The sequence below is a fragment of the Paracoccus methylovorus genome, assembly GCF_016919705.1.
Taxonomy (GTDB): domain Bacteria; phylum Pseudomonadota; class Alphaproteobacteria; order Rhodobacterales; family Rhodobacteraceae; genus Paracoccus; species Paracoccus methylovorus.
In genome coordinates this window covers 1,526,749-1,543,862 of the sequence record NZ_CP070368.1, presented here as the reverse complement: position 1 = coordinate 1,543,862, position 17,114 = coordinate 1,526,749, and the positions used below count along the sequence as shown (strand labels likewise).

At 64.3% G+C, this 17,114-nt stretch carries 16 protein-coding genes; 5 read left to right on the top strand and 11 right to left on the bottom strand.

What is annotated here, in order from left to right; translation table 11 throughout:
• Positions 1-391 precede the first annotated feature (391 nt).
• Complete coding sequence (tig, locus tag JWJ88_RS07660) at positions 392-1,726, top strand: trigger factor (RefSeq protein WP_205293523.1); 1,335 nt, start codon at positions 392-394, stop codon at positions 1,724-1,726.
• A 179-nt stretch (positions 1,727-1,905) separates the two neighbouring features.
• Here tig and JWJ88_RS07655 read toward each other — a convergent pair whose 3' ends face one another.
• The 4 genes from JWJ88_RS07655 to rpsF all read right to left on the bottom strand — a co-directional run bounded on the left by JWJ88_RS07655 (position 1,906) and on the right by rpsF (position 4,082).
• On the bottom strand, positions 1,906-2,694 hold the full coding sequence (locus tag JWJ88_RS07655) for a hypothetical protein (protein ID WP_205293522.1): 789 nt from the start codon (positions 2,692-2,694) through the stop codon (positions 1,906-1,908).
• 158 nt (positions 2,695-2,852) lie between these two features.
• On the bottom strand, positions 2,853-3,437 hold the full coding sequence (gene rplI / locus JWJ88_RS07650; protein WP_205293521.1) for a 50S ribosomal protein L9: 585 nt from the start codon (positions 3,435-3,437) through the stop codon (positions 2,853-2,855).
• Between the two features lie 12 nt (positions 3,438-3,449).
• Entirely contained in the window at positions 3,450-3,677 is a 228-nt protein-coding gene (rpsR, locus tag JWJ88_RS07645) for a 30S ribosomal protein S18 (RefSeq protein WP_011747229.1), read from the bottom strand.
• A gap of 18 nt (positions 3,678-3,695) precedes the next feature.
• A complete protein-coding gene (rpsF, locus tag JWJ88_RS07640) occupies positions 3,696-4,082 on the bottom strand; it encodes a 30S ribosomal protein S6 (protein WP_205293520.1) in 387 nt (128 codons plus the stop codon).
• 11 nt (positions 4,083-4,093) lie between these two features.
• On the opposite strand from rpsF, the gene JWJ88_RS07635 reads away from it, so the two are divergent.
• Positions 4,094-4,954 (top strand): YceI family protein, encoded by an 861-nt coding sequence (locus JWJ88_RS07635; RefSeq protein WP_322983880.1) that lies wholly within the window; start codon positions 4,094-4,096, stop codon positions 4,952-4,954.
• A gap of 67 nt (positions 4,955-5,021) precedes the next feature.
• On the opposite strand, the gene JWJ88_RS07630 is transcribed toward JWJ88_RS07635, so the two are convergent.
• Positions 5,022-6,101 (bottom strand): cytochrome-c peroxidase, encoded by a 1,080-nt coding sequence (locus JWJ88_RS07630; RefSeq protein ID WP_205293519.1) that lies wholly within the window; start codon positions 6,099-6,101, stop codon positions 5,022-5,024.
• Between the two features lie 134 nt (positions 6,102-6,235).
• On the opposite strand from JWJ88_RS07630, the gene prfA reads away from it, so the two are divergent.
• The 3 genes from prfA to JWJ88_RS07615 all read left to right on the top strand — a co-directional run bounded on the left by prfA (position 6,236) and on the right by JWJ88_RS07615 (position 9,175).
• Entirely contained in the window at positions 6,236-7,291 is a 1,056-nt protein-coding gene (gene prfA, locus JWJ88_RS07625) for a peptide chain release factor 1 (RefSeq protein WP_205293518.1), read from the top strand.
• Positions 7,292-7,295: 4 nt separating this feature from the next.
• Positions 7,296-8,123: a peptide chain release factor N(5)-glutamine methyltransferase gene (gene prmC / locus JWJ88_RS07620; protein WP_205293517.1), complete on the top strand. Its 828-nt coding sequence runs from the start codon at positions 7,296-7,298 to the stop codon at positions 8,121-8,123.
• Positions 8,124-8,371: 248 nt separating this feature from the next.
• Positions 8,372-9,175 carry a DUF4167 domain-containing protein gene (locus JWJ88_RS07615; RefSeq protein ID WP_205293516.1) on the top strand — a complete coding sequence of 268 codons (804 nt, stop codon included), beginning with the start codon at positions 8,372-8,374 and terminating at the stop codon, positions 9,173-9,175.
• 3 nt (positions 9,176-9,178) lie between these two features.
• On the opposite strand, the gene rsmA is transcribed toward JWJ88_RS07615, so the two are convergent.
• The 6 genes from rsmA to lptF all read right to left on the bottom strand — a co-directional run bounded on the left by rsmA (position 9,179) and on the right by lptF (position 17,024).
• The gene (gene rsmA / locus JWJ88_RS07610) at positions 9,179-10,027 is read right to left on the bottom strand and encodes a 16S rRNA (adenine(1518)-N(6)/adenine(1519)-N(6))-dimethyltransferase RsmA (RefSeq protein WP_205293515.1); all 849 of its coding nucleotides are present in this window, start codon (positions 10,025-10,027) and stop codon (positions 9,179-9,181) included.
• On the bottom strand, positions 10,024-10,995 hold the full coding sequence (gene pdxA, locus JWJ88_RS07605) for a 4-hydroxythreonine-4-phosphate dehydrogenase PdxA (RefSeq protein WP_205293514.1): 972 nt from the start codon (positions 10,993-10,995) through the stop codon (positions 10,024-10,026). Before pdxA ends, rsmA begins: the two co-directional genes overlap by 4 nt.
• A gap of 69 nt (positions 10,996-11,064) precedes the next feature.
• Positions 11,065-12,336 carry a peptidylprolyl isomerase gene (locus JWJ88_RS07600; protein ID WP_205293513.1) on the bottom strand — a complete coding sequence of 424 codons (1,272 nt, stop codon included), beginning with the start codon at positions 12,334-12,336 and terminating at the stop codon, positions 11,065-11,067.
• 31 nt (positions 12,337-12,367) lie between these two features.
• Positions 12,368-14,746 (bottom strand): LPS-assembly protein LptD, encoded by a 2,379-nt coding sequence (locus tag JWJ88_RS07595; protein WP_205293512.1) that lies wholly within the window; start codon positions 14,744-14,746, stop codon positions 12,368-12,370.
• Positions 14,746-15,867 (bottom strand): LPS export ABC transporter permease LptG, encoded by a 1,122-nt coding sequence (gene lptG, locus JWJ88_RS07590; RefSeq protein ID WP_205293511.1) that lies wholly within the window; start codon positions 15,865-15,867, stop codon positions 14,746-14,748. The genes JWJ88_RS07595 and lptG overlap by 1 nt, the downstream gene beginning before the upstream one ends.
• Positions 15,864-17,024 (bottom strand): LPS export ABC transporter permease LptF, encoded by a 1,161-nt coding sequence (gene lptF / locus JWJ88_RS07585; RefSeq protein WP_205293510.1) that lies wholly within the window; start codon positions 17,022-17,024, stop codon positions 15,864-15,866. The genes lptG and lptF overlap by 4 nt, the downstream gene beginning before the upstream one ends.
• Between the last annotated feature and the right edge of the window lie 90 nt (positions 17,025-17,114).

Genomic DNA, 17,114 nt, shown 5'->3' with positions numbered 1-17,114 from the left:
CTTGATTTTTCGGAACCTACAACCTGCGGATGCAAGTTATTGTATATCAGCGAAAGATTGCCGAGCGTAGTTCATCGCAACTCATGGGTTCCGGCGGGCTCATTGAGGAAAATGAAACTATAATGTTCATTTCAACCAAAGGGCGATAAGGCTGCCGCTTCTCGCTTCCGAAGGGTAAGCGGGCATCGGACGCCTGGGCTGGCGATGCTGTGCAAAGCAGGCTGTGAAAGGCGCGTCCCACGTGACGAATCCCGCCTTCGTTCTTGCTATGGGGGGCGAAATCCCATAGCAAGCGCGCTGAAACAGGCGGGGGCGCGGGACGGCAGGTTCGGGCGTCGGTGAGGCTGCAATGCCTCTGCCCGCGCGATGGTTTGTGGATGAAGGAAGACAAATGCAGGTCAAGGAAACCCAGAACGAAGGGCTGAAGCGGGGCTATGAGTTCACCCTGCCCGCGGCCGATCTGGCGGCGCAGGTGGATGCGAAGCTGAAAGAGGCCCAGCCCGAAGTCGAGATGAAGGGCTTCCGCAAGGGCAAGGTGCCCATGGCGCTGCTGAAAAAGCAGTTCGGCCAACGCGTGCTGGGCGATGCCATGCAAGAGGCGATCGATACCGCGCTGCGCAACCATCTGGAAAAATCCGGCGACCGTCCCGCTGTCCAGCCCAAGATCGAAATGGTCAATGGCGAGTCCTGGAAAGAGGGTGACGATGTCGTCGTGACCGTCGCCTACGAGGCGCTGCCGGCCATCCCGGAAACCGATCTGTCAGGTGTCGAACTGGAGCGGCTGGTGGTCGAGGCCAGCGAAGAGCAGGTGACCGAGGCGCTGGAAAATCTTGCCAAGAACGTCCAGAACTTTGAAGACCGCAAAAAGGGCACCAAAGCCAAGGACGGCGATCAGATCGTGATCGACTTCAAGGGCATGGTCGACGGCGAGGCATTCGAAGGCGGCACCGCCGAGGATTATCCGCTGGTGCTGGGCTCGAAAAGCTTCATCCCCGGTTTCGAGGAGCAGCTTGTTGGCGCCAAGGCCGGTGACGAGGTCAAGGTCGAGGTGAAGTTCCCCGAGGATTACGGTCACCCCACGCTTGCGGGCAAGGACGCGATCTTTGAAACCACCGTCAAAGCGGTGAAAGCGCCGAAGCCGGCCGAGATTGACGACGAACTGGCCAAGAAATTCGGTGCCGAAAGCCTGGACGCGCTGAAGGGCCAGATCCGCGAGCGGCTGGAAGCCGAGTATAATGGCGCCTCGCGTCAGGTGCTCAAGCGCGCGCTGCTGGACAAGCTGGACGAGTTGGTCAAGTTCGATCTGCCCGAATCGCTGGTCGAGGCCGAGGCGAATCAGATCGCGCATCAACTGTGGCACGAAGAGCACCCGGAAGAGCACGGCCATAACCATGGTGAGATCGAGACGACCGACGAGCACAAGTCGCTGGCCGAGCGTCGCGTTCGCTTGGGCCTGCTTCTGGCTGAAATCGGCCAAAAAGCCGAGATCACCGTTTCCGACCAGGAGATGACCCAGGCGGTGATGCGTCAGGCCCGCCAGTTCCCGGGCCAGGAACGCGCCTTCTTCGAGTTCATCCAGCAGAATCCGCAGGCGCAGCAGCAACTGCGCGCGCCGATCTTCGAAGACAAGGTCGTGGACCATATCGTCGAAGGCGCCAAGGTTGCTGAGAAGACCGTGACCAAGGACGAGCTGGAAAAAGCCATCGAGGCGCTGGATCAGCTCTGATCCGCCACCTCGATCAAAGGATAAGGGCCGTCCCGTCGGGGCGGCCTTTTTCGTTGCGCTGCCCGGATGGGATTGGCCCGGATGGGCCGGTGGAGTGGTTGCGGATGGGTATTTGGGCAACGCAGAAGTCGTGCAGGTGGGATATTGTTGGCGCCACCTGTTTACAGGGAGATCCGGGTTTAGAGGCGATGTATGCGCGGGTTGTGGTCGGCCGGGCCGCCGGGGTCGGGGCCATCCATTGGGTCATGCAGCAACGGATCGTCGTGCAGGTCTGGCATATGGGCGCCGTGGCGGTCGTCGGGATAGGGCGCTTGCGAGCGGCTGGGAGGCTGAGGACGCGTGGGTTTGCGGTCGATAATGTCGCGCACCATGGCTGCAGCATCGCCGAATTCTTGCACGATGGTGCTGGCCTGTCCCGCGACGGTGCGGAAGCCGGTCAAGGCGGCGGTGAATGTGTGCATCACATTTTCCACGGCGTTGGTGAGGCTGGCCGTGTTGGCTTCAACCTCTTGCAGTATGTTTTGGCGTGGGAGGTCCCGGGAGGGGCGAGACGTCGGCTGCGGCTTTGTCTTGGGTGGCGTGGGAGTTTCCGGTTCCTGCTGGCGGGGGGGCGACTGCAGGCTGTGGGGATTGGCGGGCCGGGGCGGCACGGGATCGCGGTTGGGTGAGGGTTCGTCATTGGACACGAGGTCGAGCACATGGCGCACAGCGATCACCGTCCCCGCGGTAAGCGCTGCGGCCGCCAGACCTGTGCCGCCCAGCACCAGCCATTTCGCCCGGCGCGAGGGCCGTGGCCACGGGCGGCCGCCATCGGGCGAGACATCGCCATGCGGCGGGATTCGGCGCGATTCCACTGGCCCCGGAGCGCGGCGATAGTCCTTGGATGCAGGGCGGGGGCCAAAGCGTGTCTGGCTGGTTTCCTCGACGGATGTGGGGGTGACGGGGGGCAGGTCGTCCTGGTGGCGCATTCGGGAAAATCCTTTGGCGAAGGGTCGCTTTACGATTCAACCCCGCAATCCGGCGAATGTTCCGCCAACACGTCGTAGCGGGCAAGGGGTGCTGTCATTTGGTCATGATAAAACGCGCCGGGTTACGGCGCGTTTTCGATGCTTCGATGAAGATGCGATCAGTTCGCGGCTTCGTCGTCGTCGCGGCCGGCCGAACCGATATCGTCGAAAAGCTCGGCGATTTCGAATTCCGCGGCGGCTTCTTCTTCGGCGGCGAGTTCCTGGATCGATTTGCCCGAGGCTTGCAGCTCGGCCTCTTCAGGCGAGCGGGCCACGTTCAGCTTGATCGTCACGTCGACTTCCGGGTGCAGGTGCACACGGACTTCGTGCAGGCCCAGGTCCTTGATCGGGGCGGTCAGGACGACCTGACGGCGTTCGATCGCGAAGCCTTCGGCATTGGCGACATCGGCGGCATCGCGCGGCGTGACCGAACCATAGAGCGCGCCGGCATCCGAAGCAGAGCGGATGATGACGAAGATCTGACCGTCGAGTTTCTCGGCGATCTTTTCGGCGTCGGTGCGGGTTTCGTCGTTGCGCGAGGCGAGTTCCGCCTTGCGGGCCTCAAACGCCTGGATATTGGCGTCCGAAGCGCGCAGCGCCTTGCCTTGCGGCAGCAGGTAGTTGCGCGCGAAACCGTCCTTGACACGCACGACCTCGCCCATCTGGCCCAGTCTGGCCACGCGTTCCAGCAGGATGACTTGCATGATCGTCTCTCCTTACTTCACGGCATAGGGCAGCAGGGCGAGGAAGCGGGCGCGTTTGATGGCGCGCGCGAGTTCGCGCTGCTTCTTGGCCGAGACTGCGGTGATGCGCGAGGGCACGATCTTGCCGCGTTCCGAGATGTAACGCTGCAGCAGACGCGTGTCCTTGTAGTCGATGGCGGGGGCATTGTCGCCCGAGAAGGGGCAGACTTTCCGGCGACGGAAGAAGGGTTTGTTGGCCATTGTTCTGGTTCCTTTCCCTTAGTTCCGGTCGTCGCGGTCACGACGCTCGCGGCGTTCGCCACGATCACCGCGCTCGCGCTCGTCGCGCTTTTGCATCTGAACCGAGGGGCCTTCTTTGTGCTCGTCCACGCGGACGGTCAGCACACGCATGACGTCGTCATGCAGGCGGGCCAGACGCTCCATTTCCTGCACGGCGGCCGAGGGCGCGTCCGAACGCAGGAAGGCGTAGTGGCCCTTGCGGTTCTTGTTGATTTTATAGGCGAGCGTGCGCACGCCCCAGTATTCGTTTTCCAGAACCTTACCGCCGTTGTCGGCGATCACGGTCGAGAAATGTTCGATCAAACCTTCGGCCTGCGTATTCGACAGGTCCTGACGGGCGATCATCACATGCTCGTAAAGCGGCATGTCTGCACCTTATGTTCAGGGCGCACTTCAACGGCGGGACAACCCTTCCGCGCCCCGCCACGAGAGGCTGCACCGGTTTCGCATTTGCGGAAAGGATGCGGCCTTATAGCGGTCATGCCCGAGAGTGCAAGGGAAAACGCCGGAAATCGCTGGATAGTCGCCGCTGCGGCGACACAGTTTCTGCGCTGCGGCGAAACACGAAAATGTCAGGGTATTTGTCGGAAACCTTTGTTGATGCTGGGGCATTTTCTGACAGAACCATTCATTATCTTTTCAATCGGGAGTTCAGCATGAAATCCATCTTTGCCTCTGTCGCCGCATTTACTTTGGTTGGTGCCACCTCTGTGTGGGCCGAGCCGGTGGTCTATGAATTCGACCCTTCGCACAGCCAGGTCGTTTTCGAATATAATCACCTTGGCTTTTCGACCAGCACCGGCATCATCAACGGTGTCACTGGCAAGCTGACGCTGGATGCCGAAAACCCGGCCAATTCCAGCGTCGAGGCGACCATTCCGCTGTCGGGACTTCGCACGGTCTCGGAAGAACTGGACCAGCATCTGTTCGGGCCGGATTTCTTCAACACCGATGCGAGCGACGCGGTCGCGACCTTTACGTCCACCAAGGTCGAACCTGATGACGATGATGAAGCCAAGGTCACGGGCGATCTGACGCTGAACGGCGTGACAAAGCAGGTCGTGCTGGATGTTGATCTGAACCAGCGCGGCGTTCATCCGATGACCGGCAAGGAAGCTGCCGGTTTCGATGCGGAAGCCAAGATCAAGCGGTCCGAGTTCAATCTGGGCAAGTTCGCCCCGGCCATCGCGGACGAGGTCGAGATCAATATTACGATCGAAGCCGTAAAAGCGGACTGAACTGCCAAAGATCACAAGCAAAAGGGGCCCGTCGGGGCCCCTTTCTCGTCTAATGCCGCGCGTTGGCTTACATCGGTGCCGGCAGCGGAGTGGTGGCGGTGCGCACCGGCAGGATCGGATGCACGATCTGCGGTTGCTCGCCAGTCAGCGTGCCGAGGAAGGCGGTGATGTCCTCCGCCTGTTGATCGGTCAGTTCGGTGCCGATCTGTGCCGAGGACATGATCTTGACCGCTTCGGCCAGATTCCAGACCACGCCCGAGTGGAAATAGGGCGCGGTCAGCGCGACGTTGCGCAACGGTGCCGCGCGGAAGACATATTCGTCATCCACGGTTTGGGTTATTTCGAAGCGTCCGGTATCACCTTCAGGCAGCACCTCGGCACCCGGTTTGGCGATCAGGCCGAAGGGATGATAGTCCTGCCCGCCCAAGTTCACACCGTAATGGCAGGCTGTGCAGCCGGTCTCCATGAATGCCTGCAGCCCACGTTTTTCCTGTTCGCTCATCGCCGCGTCGTCACCTGCAAGGAAGCGGTCGAAGGCGCTGTTGGGGGTGATCAGCGTCGCCTCGAACTGCTCGATAGCGGCGGCAAAGTTGTCGAAAGTGACCGGATCGTCCTGACCGGGGAAGGCCGCTTTGAAGGATTCGACATATTCCGGCATCGAATTGATGGTGTTGACCACTTGGTCGGGGGTGTTGCTCATCTCGACGCCGGCCTGAACCGGCCCCTTGGCCTGCTCGGCCAGATCGGGGGCGCGGCCGTCCCAGAACTGTGCGGCGTTGAAGATCGCGTTAAGCATGGTGGGCGCGTTGCGCGGCCCTTTCTGCCAGCCGTGCCCGATCGAGGTCGGCAATCCATCAACGCCACCCAGCCCGACGTTATGGCAGGTCTGGCAGGAAATCAGGCCCGAGGCGGACATGCGCGGATCAAAGAACAATGCCTTGCCCAGTTCGATCTGCTCGGGGGTCAGCAGAACGCCCTCGGGGTTCTCTTCGGTCTGCTTGATCGCGACCATCTTTTCGGGGATCGCCTCGAACACGTCTTGGGCATCCGCGCGCAGGGCGCTGTCGTCGAGGGGCTCGGTCTGTGCCATGGCCGGCAGCGCGGAGAGGGCAAGACTCGTCGCGGTCAGAATGGGGACGAGTTTCATGTTGTGCTTCCTTTGGCTAGGTGGCTGGTCATGCGTTATTCTGCACCGTTCAGTCCGACCGCACTTTGATCTGGGTCAGATGTTTCACCAGGTTCCGCCTTGCTGCCTGTTGGCGCAACGGTTAATGCCATCGAATGTTGCCGGAAGACCGCCTTACCCAGATCGTCGAGCGTTTCGAATATCTCGAGGCGCGGCTGAATGCCGGGCCTTCGGCCGACGAAATCGCCCCCATCAGCCGCGAATATGCCGAACTCAGGCCCGTTGTCGCGCAGATCGCCCATTGGCGCGCCGCACAGGACGGCATCCGTGAAGCCGAGGCCATGCTGGCCGATCCCGAGATGCGCGAACTTGCGCAGGACGAGCTGTTGCGCCTGCGTGCCGCCATGCCCGATCAGGAACAGGCGCTGCGCATCGCCCTGCTGCCGCGTGACGCGGCTGACGCCCGCCCGGCGATTCTGGAAATCCGACCCGGCACCGGCGGCGAAGAGGCGGCGCTTTTCGCCGGCGATTTGCTCAACATGTATCGCCGCTTTGCCGAATCGCAGGGATGGCAGTTCCAGTTGCTGGAACTGGCCGAATCCGATCTTGGCGGCGTGCGCGAGGCCGTGGCGCGAATCGAGGGCGAGGGGGTTTTCGCGCGGCTGAAGTATGAATCCGGTGTTCACCGCGTCCAGCGCGTGCCCGAGACGGAATCGGGCGGGCGCATCCACACCAGCGCCGCCACCGTCGCCGTGCTGCCCGAGGCCGAGGGGGTCGATATCGACATCCCCGCCAGCGATATCCGCATCGACACCATGCGCGCCAGCGGGGCGGGCGGCCAGCACGTCAACACCACCGATTCGGCAGTGCGCATCACCCACCTGCCGACCGGCATCGTGGTGACGAGTTCGGAAAAATCGCAGCACCAGAACCGGGCCAATGCCATGGCGGTGCTGCGCGCGCGGCTTTACGACATGGAACGCACGCGCGCCGATGCCGAACGTGCGGCGGATCGCAAAAGCCAGGTTGGCTCGGGCGACCGGTCCGAACGCATCCGTACCTACAATTTTCCGCAAGGCCGGATGACGGACCATCGTATCGGCCTGACGCTTTATTCGCTGGACCGCATCATGCAGGGTGAGATCGGCGAGATCGCCGATGCGCTGACGGCCCACGACCAGGCCGCGCGTCTGGCCGCACAGGGAGAGTGATCCGATGACCGGGGCCGAGGCGCTGCGTCAGGGTGCCGCACGACTTGCCGCGGCGGGTGTGCCGGGCGCTGCCGATGATGCCCGGCTGCTTTTGGCCCATGCGCTGGAGCTGCCGCGCCACCATCTTGCCGCCGCCTTGGCCGCGCCGCTGCCACCCGAAGCCCTGCGACGTTTCGACGCGGGGCTTGTCGCACGCGCCGCGCGCCAGCCGGTCAGCCAGATCCTTGGCCGCCGCGCATTCTGGAAGCACGATTTTTGCGTGACGCGCGACACGCTCGATCCACGCCCCGAGACGGAAACGCTGGTCGAGGCTGCGCTGGCCGAGCCGTTTTCTTCGGTGCTGGACCTGGGCACCGGGACGGGGGCCATCCTGATCTCGCTGCTGGCGGAACGGCCGGGCGTGCGCGGTACAGGCACTGACATTTCGTCTGCAGCCCTTAAGGTGGCTCAGGAAAATTCAGGCAGAATAGGTGTTTGCGCAGATTTTCTGGAATCTGACTGGTTCAGCTCGGTCCGGGGCCGGTTCGATCTGATCGTGTCGAACCCTCCCTATATTGCGCTGGAAGAGATGGCGCAGCTAAACCCCGAGGTTCGAGAATGGGAGCCGCATCAGGCCCTGACCGACGGCGCTGACGGGCTTTCCGCCTATCGCGTGATCGCCGCCGGCGCGCCTGCGCATCTGCTGCCGGGGGGGCGGTTGATGGTCGAAATCGGCCCCACGCAAGGCGCTGCCGTGGTGTCCCTGATGTGCGCGGCCGGGCTGATCGCCCCTCGGATTCTGCCCGATCTGGATGGGCGGGATCGGGTTGTTACCGCTCGCAAGCCGCTTTGATCCGGCAATGATCCGCGTCTTTTGCGCCTTTTGACGAAATTTTTGCTTGTAAGCGACGCTGTGGCGTGTTTATTCGCTCTTGTGACGGGGGCGCGCCGCCCACGCACGGGTCAATCATACTCAGATAATCCAGATTTTCACTGGTAACGCGGGAAGCGGAAGAATAGCCGTACCTGCGCTGACATCCGCCTTAGGAATGACCCCAACCTCAGCCGGCCTTCGCTGGATATAAACTGACAAACAAGCTGATGAGATCATCCAAATCCCGTTCGCGTAACAAGTCGAACCGACAGCGTTCGCTGGGCAATATCGTTAACCGCGTCTTCGACTCCTCGGGACCCGAGGGCAAGGTGCGCGGCACGCCCCAGCAGATCATCGAAAAATATCTCACGCTCGCCCGTGACGCCCAGCTTTCCAACGACCGGGTGGCCGAGCAGAGCTTTCTTCAACACGCCGAACACTACACCCGGCTTTTGGGCGAGGCGCAGCGCGAGCAGGCCGAGCGTCAAAGCCACCAGCAGCCTAACCGTGACGAAGATGGTCAGGACGGCAACGGCCAGTTTTCCGCTACTGAAAACGGTGGCCAGAACGGCCAGAATGGCCAGCGCCCTGAACGTCATGACCGTCAGGACCGGCGCGATGATCGCCGTGACGAACGTCGCGATGATCGCCGCGAAGAGCGTCAGCCCGCCCCCCGTACCGAGGAGCGCGCTGAACCTGCCCCCGCCGCGCCTGTCGCAGCCGGCCTGCCGCCGGTAATCGCCCGGGACGAGGATGCTGCTGGCCCGATTGAGACCCCTGAAAGCACCGCCGTTGTGCCCGAGGCGCCAGTTGAACCTGCCGCCGCCGCTCCGGAAGCGCCGGCTGTCGCTGAGCCTGCCCCGGCGCCTCGCCGCCGTAGCAGCCGCACGACGACCGCGACCACGGCAGCCCCGCGCAGCCGCAAAAAACCCGTCGAGGAAGGTGCAAGCGCACCTGCCGCGAAAAAGACCGGCCGGGGACAGGGTGCCAAAGCCGCAGGAACGCAGCCGGAAAACGCTTCTGGCGAGTGAATGTCAGCGCGGCGCGGCGGCCAGTCCCCGCGCCAGCGCGCAAAACTGCTCCAGCCCGATCTCTTCGGCCCGCGCGGTGGGGGCGATTCCGGCCTGAATCAGCAGCGTCTCGATCTCGGGGTGCAACCCTTTCAGCGAGGCGCGCAGCATCTTGCGGCGTTGATTGAACCCCGCCGCCACGACCCGGTTCAGCACGGCTGGATCGGCCGGATAGCGTGGACCGGGGAGTGCGGTCAGATGCACCACCGACGAATGCACCTTGGGCGCGGGCACGAAAGCCTCGGGGGGCAGGGTCATGACGATCCGCGCGTCGGTGCGCCATTGCGACAGCACCGCAAGCCGGCCATAGGCCTTGCCGCCCGGCTGCGCCACGATCCGCTCGGCCACCTCTTTCTGAAACATCAGCGTCAGCGACTGCCAAAAGGGCGGCCATGCGGGCGGCGTCAGCCAGCGGATCAGCAACTCGGTGCCGACGTTATAGGGCAGGTTCGCGACGATGCGGATCGGCGGCGTCAGATGCGCCAGAGGATCGATTTCCAGCGCATCGCCGTGGATGACCTCCAGCCGTCCCGGATAAGCGGCGCTGATCTCGGCCAGGGCTGGCAGGGCGCGGGCGTCTTTTTCGATGGCCAGCACATGCCGCGCGCCCTCTGCCAGCAGGCCGCGGGTCAAGCCACCGGGACCCGGGCCAACCTCGATCACATCGCATCCCGTCAGATCGCCCGCTGCACGGGCAATCTTGGCGGTCAGGTTCAGATCCAACAGGAAGTTCTGGCCCAGTTGTTTCTTGGCGCGCAGATCATGCCGCGCGATCACCTCGCGCAGCGGCGGCAGCCCGTCGATTGCGCTCATCGCCGGCCCGCCATCTCATGGGCCATGCGCAACGCCGCGATGACGCTGGCTGCATCGGCCACGCCCTCGCCCGCGATGTCAAAGGCGGTGCCGTGATCGGGCGAGGTGCGCACGAAAGGCAGGCCCAGCGTCACATTAACCCCGCCTGCGAAATCCAGCGTCTTGATCGGAATCAGCGCCTGATCGTGATAGGCGCAAAGCGCTGCGTCATAGCGGGCTCGTGCTGCCGGATGGAACATGGTGTCCGCCGGCAGCGGCCCGCGCAGATCGAAACCGTCCCGCTGCAACCGCTCGATCAGCTTGGCCATCCAGCTCGCTTCTTCGTCGCCCATCACGCCGTTTTCGCCGGCATGGGGATTCAGCCCGGCTACAGCCAGCCGAGGCCGGGTGATGCCGAAATCACGCCGCATGGCGGCATCGGTGATGCGGATCGCCTGCTCCAGCAATGCCGGCGTCAGTGCCAGAGGCACCTCGGCCAACGGAATGTGGATCGTTACCGGCACCACCCGACAGGGCGGTTCGACCGAGGTCGAGGCCAACATCATCACCACTGGCACATCGCCCGCCAGATGCGCCAGATATTCGGTATGCCCCGGAAAGCGGAAACCGGCGCCGCGCTTCAGCGCCTCTTTATTGATCGGCAAAGTGCAGATGCCGCCGGCTGCGCCCGACATGGCCAGATCGACGGCGCGGGCGATCACCTCGATCACTGCCGGCGCATTGGCAGGATCGGGGCGTCCCGGCGTCGCGGGTGCAGGAAAATCATGCCGCAGCACTGCCAGAACGCCGTCCGCCACCGGCTCATCTGGCGTAGTAACCTCGGTCCAGGCCGTGTCCGGGGGCAAGTGACGCGGATCGCCCAGAAAGACGAAAGGCACGGCCGAGGCTAACGCCTTGGGCGCCAGTTCCGGTCCAATGCCCGCAGGTTCTCCGCAGGTCAGGATGATGGGCCGCCCAACTTCAGTCATCTTCTTCGTTGTTCCAAATACCCTCTGGGGGTCCGGGGGGCGAAGCGCCCCTGGCGCATCGCCTCAGAATTACGGCCGCCGGATGATCGCATTGGCCCGCAACTCGGCCAGATAGTTGTCGGCCGCTTGCCCGACCTTGCGGCTGAAGATCTGGTTACGCATCTCTTCACGATCGGGCACCGCGTTGGGATCCGGGGCGGTCGCCTCTTCCCCCTCGGCGGTCACCGCGACCGGCGGTTTCTGGGCTGTGCCTGCCAGCAGCGCTGGCTGGCGGCTGCAAAGCATCAGCAGGTCGGCCGTGCCGCCCAGGTTGATGACCGAGGTTTCGTTGTCGTCCAGCGATGCCAGCCGGATGGCGTCGCCGGCTGGGATCTGGCTTTGCGACAGGGTCTGGCGCTGGATCTGCTCGGGTGGCAAACCGCGCGCATGGACGAAAAGATCGGCGCAGGTGTCGGAAAGTGCCGCGATCCGGTTGGCGTCGGCGGTGCTGGCCAGGCGAAAGCGGACATAGTCCAGTACCTGTTCCTTTGCACCGGGCCGCAGCGAGCCACGGGTGTCGCGCAGGAAAAACAGCACCACCGCGCCCTCCACGCTCAGCGGCTGGCTGATCTGGCCGGCGCTCATCGACAGGATGATAGGTCGCAGCGAGGGCGGCAGGTTCTCCAGCGGCATCCAGGGCAGTCGCCCGCTGTCCTCGGCCGAAGGTGTCGCCGAATAGCGCCGCGCCGCCGCTGCGAAATCGGCTTCGGAGCGCACGCTCTGCACCAGCGATTCCGCCAGCCCCATGGCCTGCGCCTCCTGACCGGGAGGGGCGGGGATGATCAGCTCGGACAGCGCGATATGGGTGATGCGTGGCGTCTCGATCACGCGCTGCAATTCCTGATCGACCTCGGCATCGCTGACACGGACCTGCGGCACGATGCGCTGGCGCAGGACCTCGCGCCACACAACGCCGGCGGCGATGAAGTCGCGGAATGTCTGCTGTTCGACCCCGGCCTGAGACAGCGCGCGCACGAATTCCTCGACGCCCAGATTGGCGCGACCGGCGAATTCGGCCAAGCCGGCGTCGATCTGTGCGTCACTGGCAGTGATGCCCATCTGGTCAGCGGTAAAGATGCGCAACCGGTCGTCGATTAGCGCCTGTTCGGCCGAGGCGCGGTCGCCGTCGGGTGCGCGCAGGATCTGCAGAAAGCGGATGCGCTGCTCCAGCTCGTAACGGGTGACGGCCGAATCGTTGACATAGACCAACGGCTGGAACGGATTGCCCTGCGCAAAAGCCGGGGCAACCCCGCTTCCCGCCAGCATTGCGGCCATGGCCGCCCCCAGAAGAATTCGCCGCATCAGCTCCCTCGCCGCATGGTTTTGCCGGACATTAGCGCAGGCAGGCGCGGCGCGCCACCGTTCCCGGACCAGCCTTTTGCTGGCCAAAGCCGCCCAGCCGGATGCCCAGGTCGAAGCGGGTGTCCGGCCGCACCTCGCCCAGCGATGTAAAGCGTCGCTCGATCGACATTTCCACGGTCACGCATTCGTTGCGGAACTCCAACCCCAACTGCGCCTTTTGCGCGCGATCAGCGGTGAAATCATAGCGCGTTTCGGTCGTAGCCCACCAGCCGCTTGCGATCTGCCACCCCCCCGCCATGGTCAGTTCCGAGACATCCTGCTCGCGGCTCTCGCTTTCGTCCGAATCGAGCCATAGATAACCGGCCGATACCTGCAGGTCCGGGCGGAACCAGCCCAACCGCAGTTCGTTGCGGCTGATCGAGAAACTGTCGTCGAACAATGCCCGGTTGGCGATGGCCAGCCCGTTCGCGCCCGAGTAATGCGCCGCCAGCAGCCAGTCCGACCGCTTGCCGCCCAAGGGGCCGCTGTCCTGAAATGCCGGGTCGGCATTGCTGCGCAGCACACGCCCGGCAGTCAGGCCGATGGACCAGCCAGCCGGATCGATCCGTGTCCAGCCGATGCCCAGATTCGCCCGCAAGCCTGATTCGCGCGCGTCCCTGCCGGGAAAACGGTTCAGTGCGAACAGATTGCCCTCGTCGAATTCGATCAACTGGCTGTCTTCGTTGGGGACGTCGTCCTCCGCGTCATGCTTGGGCGACCAGATCAACTGCGCCACCGGTTCGATGATATGGGTGACACCGCCCGAATGGCGGGCCAGCGGCCAGCGCAGTTCGGCCCCCAGCACCGGATCGGCGCGCAGCACCCAATCCTCGAAATCGCTGTCCTGATTGATGCGATAGAAATCGGCGTTCACCTGCGTATCGATGGCGCCCACCAAACCGCCGGGCAGGATCTCGCTGCGCTGCCAGCCCAGCATGACCGAGCCGCGCGCCATGTCCCGGCCCAGCCGATCCTCGCTGGATGAGCGGCGGTGGGCGTGCAGCGACCATTCCATGCTGGCGATTCCGCCAAGCCGGTTGGGTGTCCAGCGCCGCTTCCACAGCGCATCGGCGACGACCGAGGGCGCAAACCCTGCGGGTTCGTCGTTACGCAAGGATTCGTAGTTGCCAAGCCGCGCCATGACCATGCGGTCCCGACGCACGCGGTCCAGCGTCAGCCCGCTCCACAGCCGGTCGGCCTGCGAGATATCGTAATCCAGCAGATAGGCGCGGTTGCTGGCCATCTGGATCTGCAGGCCCAGCATATAGCCGCGCGGCAGTTCGAACCGCGCGCCGCCGAACAGATAGCCGCGGGTCCGACCTTGCTCGATATCGTCGCGGCTGATCGCGCCATTCCATTCCATCGCGCCGTTGCTGAAGGCCTGACGATAGCGCAGTTCCAGCGTCCGGGTGCGCGAGGCGGCGACATAGGGTGTCAGCGTGATGTCGGCATGATCGCCCAGCGTCACGAAATAGGGCAGCTTGATGCCGAACCCCAACCCCGAGGTGGTGCGGAACTGCGGACGCAAAAAGCCCGTCATGCGCTCGACCGTGGGATCGGGCGCGGTCAGTCGGGGCAGGGTGGCGATGGGCATGCCAAGCGCGCGGAACTGCGGGCGGTCGAAATGCAGCTTGTTGGTGCGGGCGTCATGGGTGATCGAGCGGGCGCGGATTTCCCACAGCGGGATCGGGTCCTCGGCACAGATCTGGCAGCTTGAGGCGACAACATTGTCCAGCCGCGTGACTGCGCCGTTTTCGCTGCGGCGCATTTCGCGTGCGGCCATCTGCATCTCGCGTGCCAGCACCAGTCGGGCGCCGTGCAGGATGCCGTCCTGCATGTTCGGGTCCAACTGCGCGCTGTCGGCGATCAGGATGGTTTCATTTTGGGTGCCGGTGCGCGAGGGTTCGGTCAGGTGGATCGGCCCTTCGATCACCGCCGCGCCGGTCTGGTTGTCGTAAACCACGCGCGAGGCGATCAGGCGGGCGCCGCGATACCAGATCACCACCCCGCCCGAGGCGACCAGCCGGTTATCCCCGCCCAGCGTGACCTGATCGGCCAAAAGCGTGGCCGGGCTGCCCTCGGCCGGCGCGCCGCTGCCGTTGATCTGCACCGCGCCGGGCCGGCTGGCCAGGCTGGGGGCGTGCGATGCCTCGGTGCCATCGGCAAAACGGGCATTGCCATCGGGCCTTTCGGTCGGGGCGAGCGCCGGGCCGGCCGGACCCTGCACCACGTCTTCGGGCTGGTCATAGACCGGCAGGGTCTGGCCGTCCGGTGTCAGGCTTTGACCCAGTGCCATGCTAGGCAGCAAGGCCGCCAGCAGCGCGGCACGCGCCGCCTTTGCGGCCGCTCGTTTGTTGTGCCTGCGCGCCATCAACCGTCCTCCAGCCGCAAGAGCGCCCCAAGGGCAAAGAGCAGCGCGACGATGGGCGGCGCCCAACCGGCCAAAGCCGGCGGGATGCCGCCATTGTCGCCCAGCACCTGCGCAAGGTTGCGCAAAAAGAACAGCCCGATGCCACAGCCGAACGCACCCAGCACCAGCAGCCCCATCCGGCGCCCGCGCATATGGCGCATGGTGAACACCGCCGCGATGGCGATCATGGCCGCCATCAGCAGTGGGCGCGCCAGTTCCATATGGAACCAGACCTTATGCCGCTGGGCGGAAAAACCCGCGCGCTCCAATCCTTGGATAAAGGCGGGCAATTGCCAGACCGGAATCGCCTCGGGCCGGCCGAAACTGTCGCGGATGCGGGCCGCGGTCAGGTCGGTCGGCAATTCCAGCCGCGGCGCGGTGCGGGCCATCGCCTCGGGGTTGGGCTGGGTCAGCGGCCATTCCTTGGTGTCGGTCAGCTCCCACGCGCCTTCGGTCAGGCGTGCGCGGGCCGCGTCGATGCGCCGGGTTGGTCCGGTTTCGGGCGAAAAGACCATGAAGGTCGCATCGTAAAGCGTGGTGGCGTCGGGGCTGGCGCGATTGGCGCGGATCACCACCTGACCCGAAGTCTCGTCACCGTTTTCGTCCCGTGTCGGCAACGCCTGACGCAGCCAGACCGCGTCATCGCCGACACTGACGGTTTGGCTGCTGCCGGTTTTCATCTGCGCGACTGCGTCGTCATAGCGTTTCGTTGTCGCCGCGACGATCGGGTTCAGCACCGCGACCGCCAGTATGCCGGCCAGCGCCGCCGTGACCGCTGGGGCGGCAAGCACCCGGATGCCCGATCGTCCCGAGGCGCGGATCGCCACCAGCTCGGAACTGCGCGACAGGTTCAGAAACAGCGCGATTCCCGCCAGCACGGTAATCAGCGGCAGGATGGAGTAAAAGCTTGCGGTGATGTTCAGCAGTGACAACGCAGCCGCGCCGGTAAGGCCGATGTTCTGGTCCGAGAACCGTCGGATCTGCTCGACAATGTCGATCAGGAACAGGATGGCGCCGAAGATCGCGGCGATCATCAGCAGCATGCGCAGGAAACGCCGGGCGACGTAAAAGGAAAGGATCATGCCGCGCCCCCTTTCGCCGTTCCCGTCCCCGTGTCCGTGGTTGCCTTGTTGCGGGGGCCGCGCGGCTTGGTGGCCAGCCACAATACCGCCAGACAGATCGCCGCCCCCACCATGGGCGAGACATAGATCAACGGCCAGCGCGAGGCGTTGCTGGCGACCTGATTCTCGGCCGCGGTGCTAAGGAATTGCACGACGATCAGTGCGATCACGGCCCAGACCACCTGCCGCCAGACGCCAAAACGGCTGAACCCGCCCAAAAGCAGCATGCCGAACCCCAGCAGGGCTGCGACCGGTGCCTGAAAGGGTTTGGCCAAGCGCTCATGCGCCTCGGCCAGGGCGCGGTCGGCGGTGGCGCCGGTCGCCTCCAGCAGTTCGGCATCGGGTTGCAGCAGGCGCAACGTCGAATAGGCGCGCAGGTCGCGCTTGCGGCTTTCGCCCGCGTCGATAAGCGTGCCGAGGTCATAGGCCAGTTCGGAAAACCGCGTCACCGACAGGCTTTGCCGGCCTTCGGAATGGCGCAGGTTCTGCACCATGCCCTGCATCATCACCAGACGCGGGCCTTCGTCGGTCCTGACCAACAGCGCCTCGGTCGCGGTATAGATGTTTTGGTTGTCCGGGTCGCGGGCATCCTCGAGAAAGAAATCCATCAGCCGCCCGTCCGCCGCTATGTCGCGGATGTAAAGCGTCACGCCGGACACGGGATACTGGAACGCACCCGCGCGCAGGAATTGCGCCGTGACGTTCTGGGCGATTTCGGCCTGCCGGTCGGCCAGCCGGCCGCGCGCCATGGGCACGACGGCATGAACCAGCAGTGCGACCATCAGTCCCACCAGCACGCCAAAGACCAGCACCGGCCGCGCCAGCCGCCAAGGCGACATGCCGGTCGCCTGCATCGCCACCAGTTCGGATTCCGAGGACAGCCGGTTGGTGCCATAGGCGCTGGCGGCGAAAGCCGCGATGGGCAGCACGACCGAGATCACCAAGGGCAGCGTCAGCGCAGTGAATTCCAGCACCACCAGCGCCGTCTGCCCGTCCGAGATAAGCTGCTCGAACAGCGACACGGCGCGGTTGATCCAATAGACCGAGACCAGCACCAGCGCAAAGAACCCGAACAGGGTCATGAACTGCGACAGGATATAGCGATCGATGCGGGGCATTGGGGCTTTCGCGGGGCTCGGATATCGACTGATTAGCTGCTGTGCGGGCATTGGGAAAGCCCCGGCTCTGGTCAACCGGCGCGGGCGTGA

Excerpts from the sequence above, each read along its gene's own strand:
- tig (WP_205293523.1), top strand. The coding sequence starts at position 392 with ATGCAGGTCAAGGAAACCCAGAACGAAGGGCTGAAGCGGGGCTATGAG.
- JWJ88_RS07655 (WP_205293522.1), bottom strand. The coding sequence starts at position 2,694 with ATGCGCCACCAGGACGACCTGCCCCCCGTCACCCCCACATCCGTCGAG.
- rplI (WP_205293521.1), bottom strand. The coding sequence starts at position 3,437 with ATGCAAGTCATCCTGCTGGAACGCGTGGCCAGACTGGGCCAGATGGGC.
- rpsR (WP_011747229.1), bottom strand. The coding sequence starts at position 3,677 with ATGGCCAACAAACCCTTCTTCCGTCGCCGGAAAGTCTGCCCCTTCTCG.
- rpsF (WP_205293520.1), bottom strand. The coding sequence starts at position 4,082 with ATGCCGCTTTACGAGCATGTGATGATCGCCCGTCAGGACCTGTCGAAT.
- JWJ88_RS07635 (WP_322983880.1), top strand. The coding sequence starts at position 4,094 with ATGTTCAGGGCGCACTTCAACGGCGGGACAACCCTTCCGCGCCCCGCC.
- JWJ88_RS07630 (WP_205293519.1), bottom strand. The coding sequence starts at position 6,101 with ATGAAACTCGTCCCCATTCTGACCGCGACGAGTCTTGCCCTCTCCGCG.
- prfA (WP_205293518.1), top strand. The coding sequence starts at position 6,236 with ATGTTGCCGGAAGACCGCCTTACCCAGATCGTCGAGCGTTTCGAATAT.
- prmC (WP_205293517.1), top strand. The coding sequence starts at position 7,296 with ATGACCGGGGCCGAGGCGCTGCGTCAGGGTGCCGCACGACTTGCCGCG.
- JWJ88_RS07615 (WP_205293516.1), top strand. The coding sequence starts at position 8,372 with ATGAGATCATCCAAATCCCGTTCGCGTAACAAGTCGAACCGACAGCGT.
- rsmA (WP_205293515.1), bottom strand. The coding sequence starts at position 10,027 with ATGAGCGCAATCGACGGGCTGCCGCCGCTGCGCGAGGTGATCGCGCGG.
- pdxA (WP_205293514.1), bottom strand. The coding sequence starts at position 10,995 with ATGACTGAAGTTGGGCGGCCCATCATCCTGACCTGCGGAGAACCTGCG.
- JWJ88_RS07600 (WP_205293513.1), bottom strand. The coding sequence starts at position 12,336 with ATGCGGCGAATTCTTCTGGGGGCGGCCATGGCCGCAATGCTGGCGGGA.
- JWJ88_RS07595 (WP_205293512.1), bottom strand. The coding sequence starts at position 14,746 with ATGGCGCGCAGGCACAACAAACGAGCGGCCGCAAAGGCGGCGCGTGCC.
- lptG (WP_205293511.1), bottom strand. The coding sequence starts at position 15,867 with ATGATCCTTTCCTTTTACGTCGCCCGGCGTTTCCTGCGCATGCTGCTG.
- lptF (WP_205293510.1), bottom strand. The coding sequence starts at position 17,024 with ATGCCCCGCATCGATCGCTATATCCTGTCGCAGTTCATGACCCTGTTC.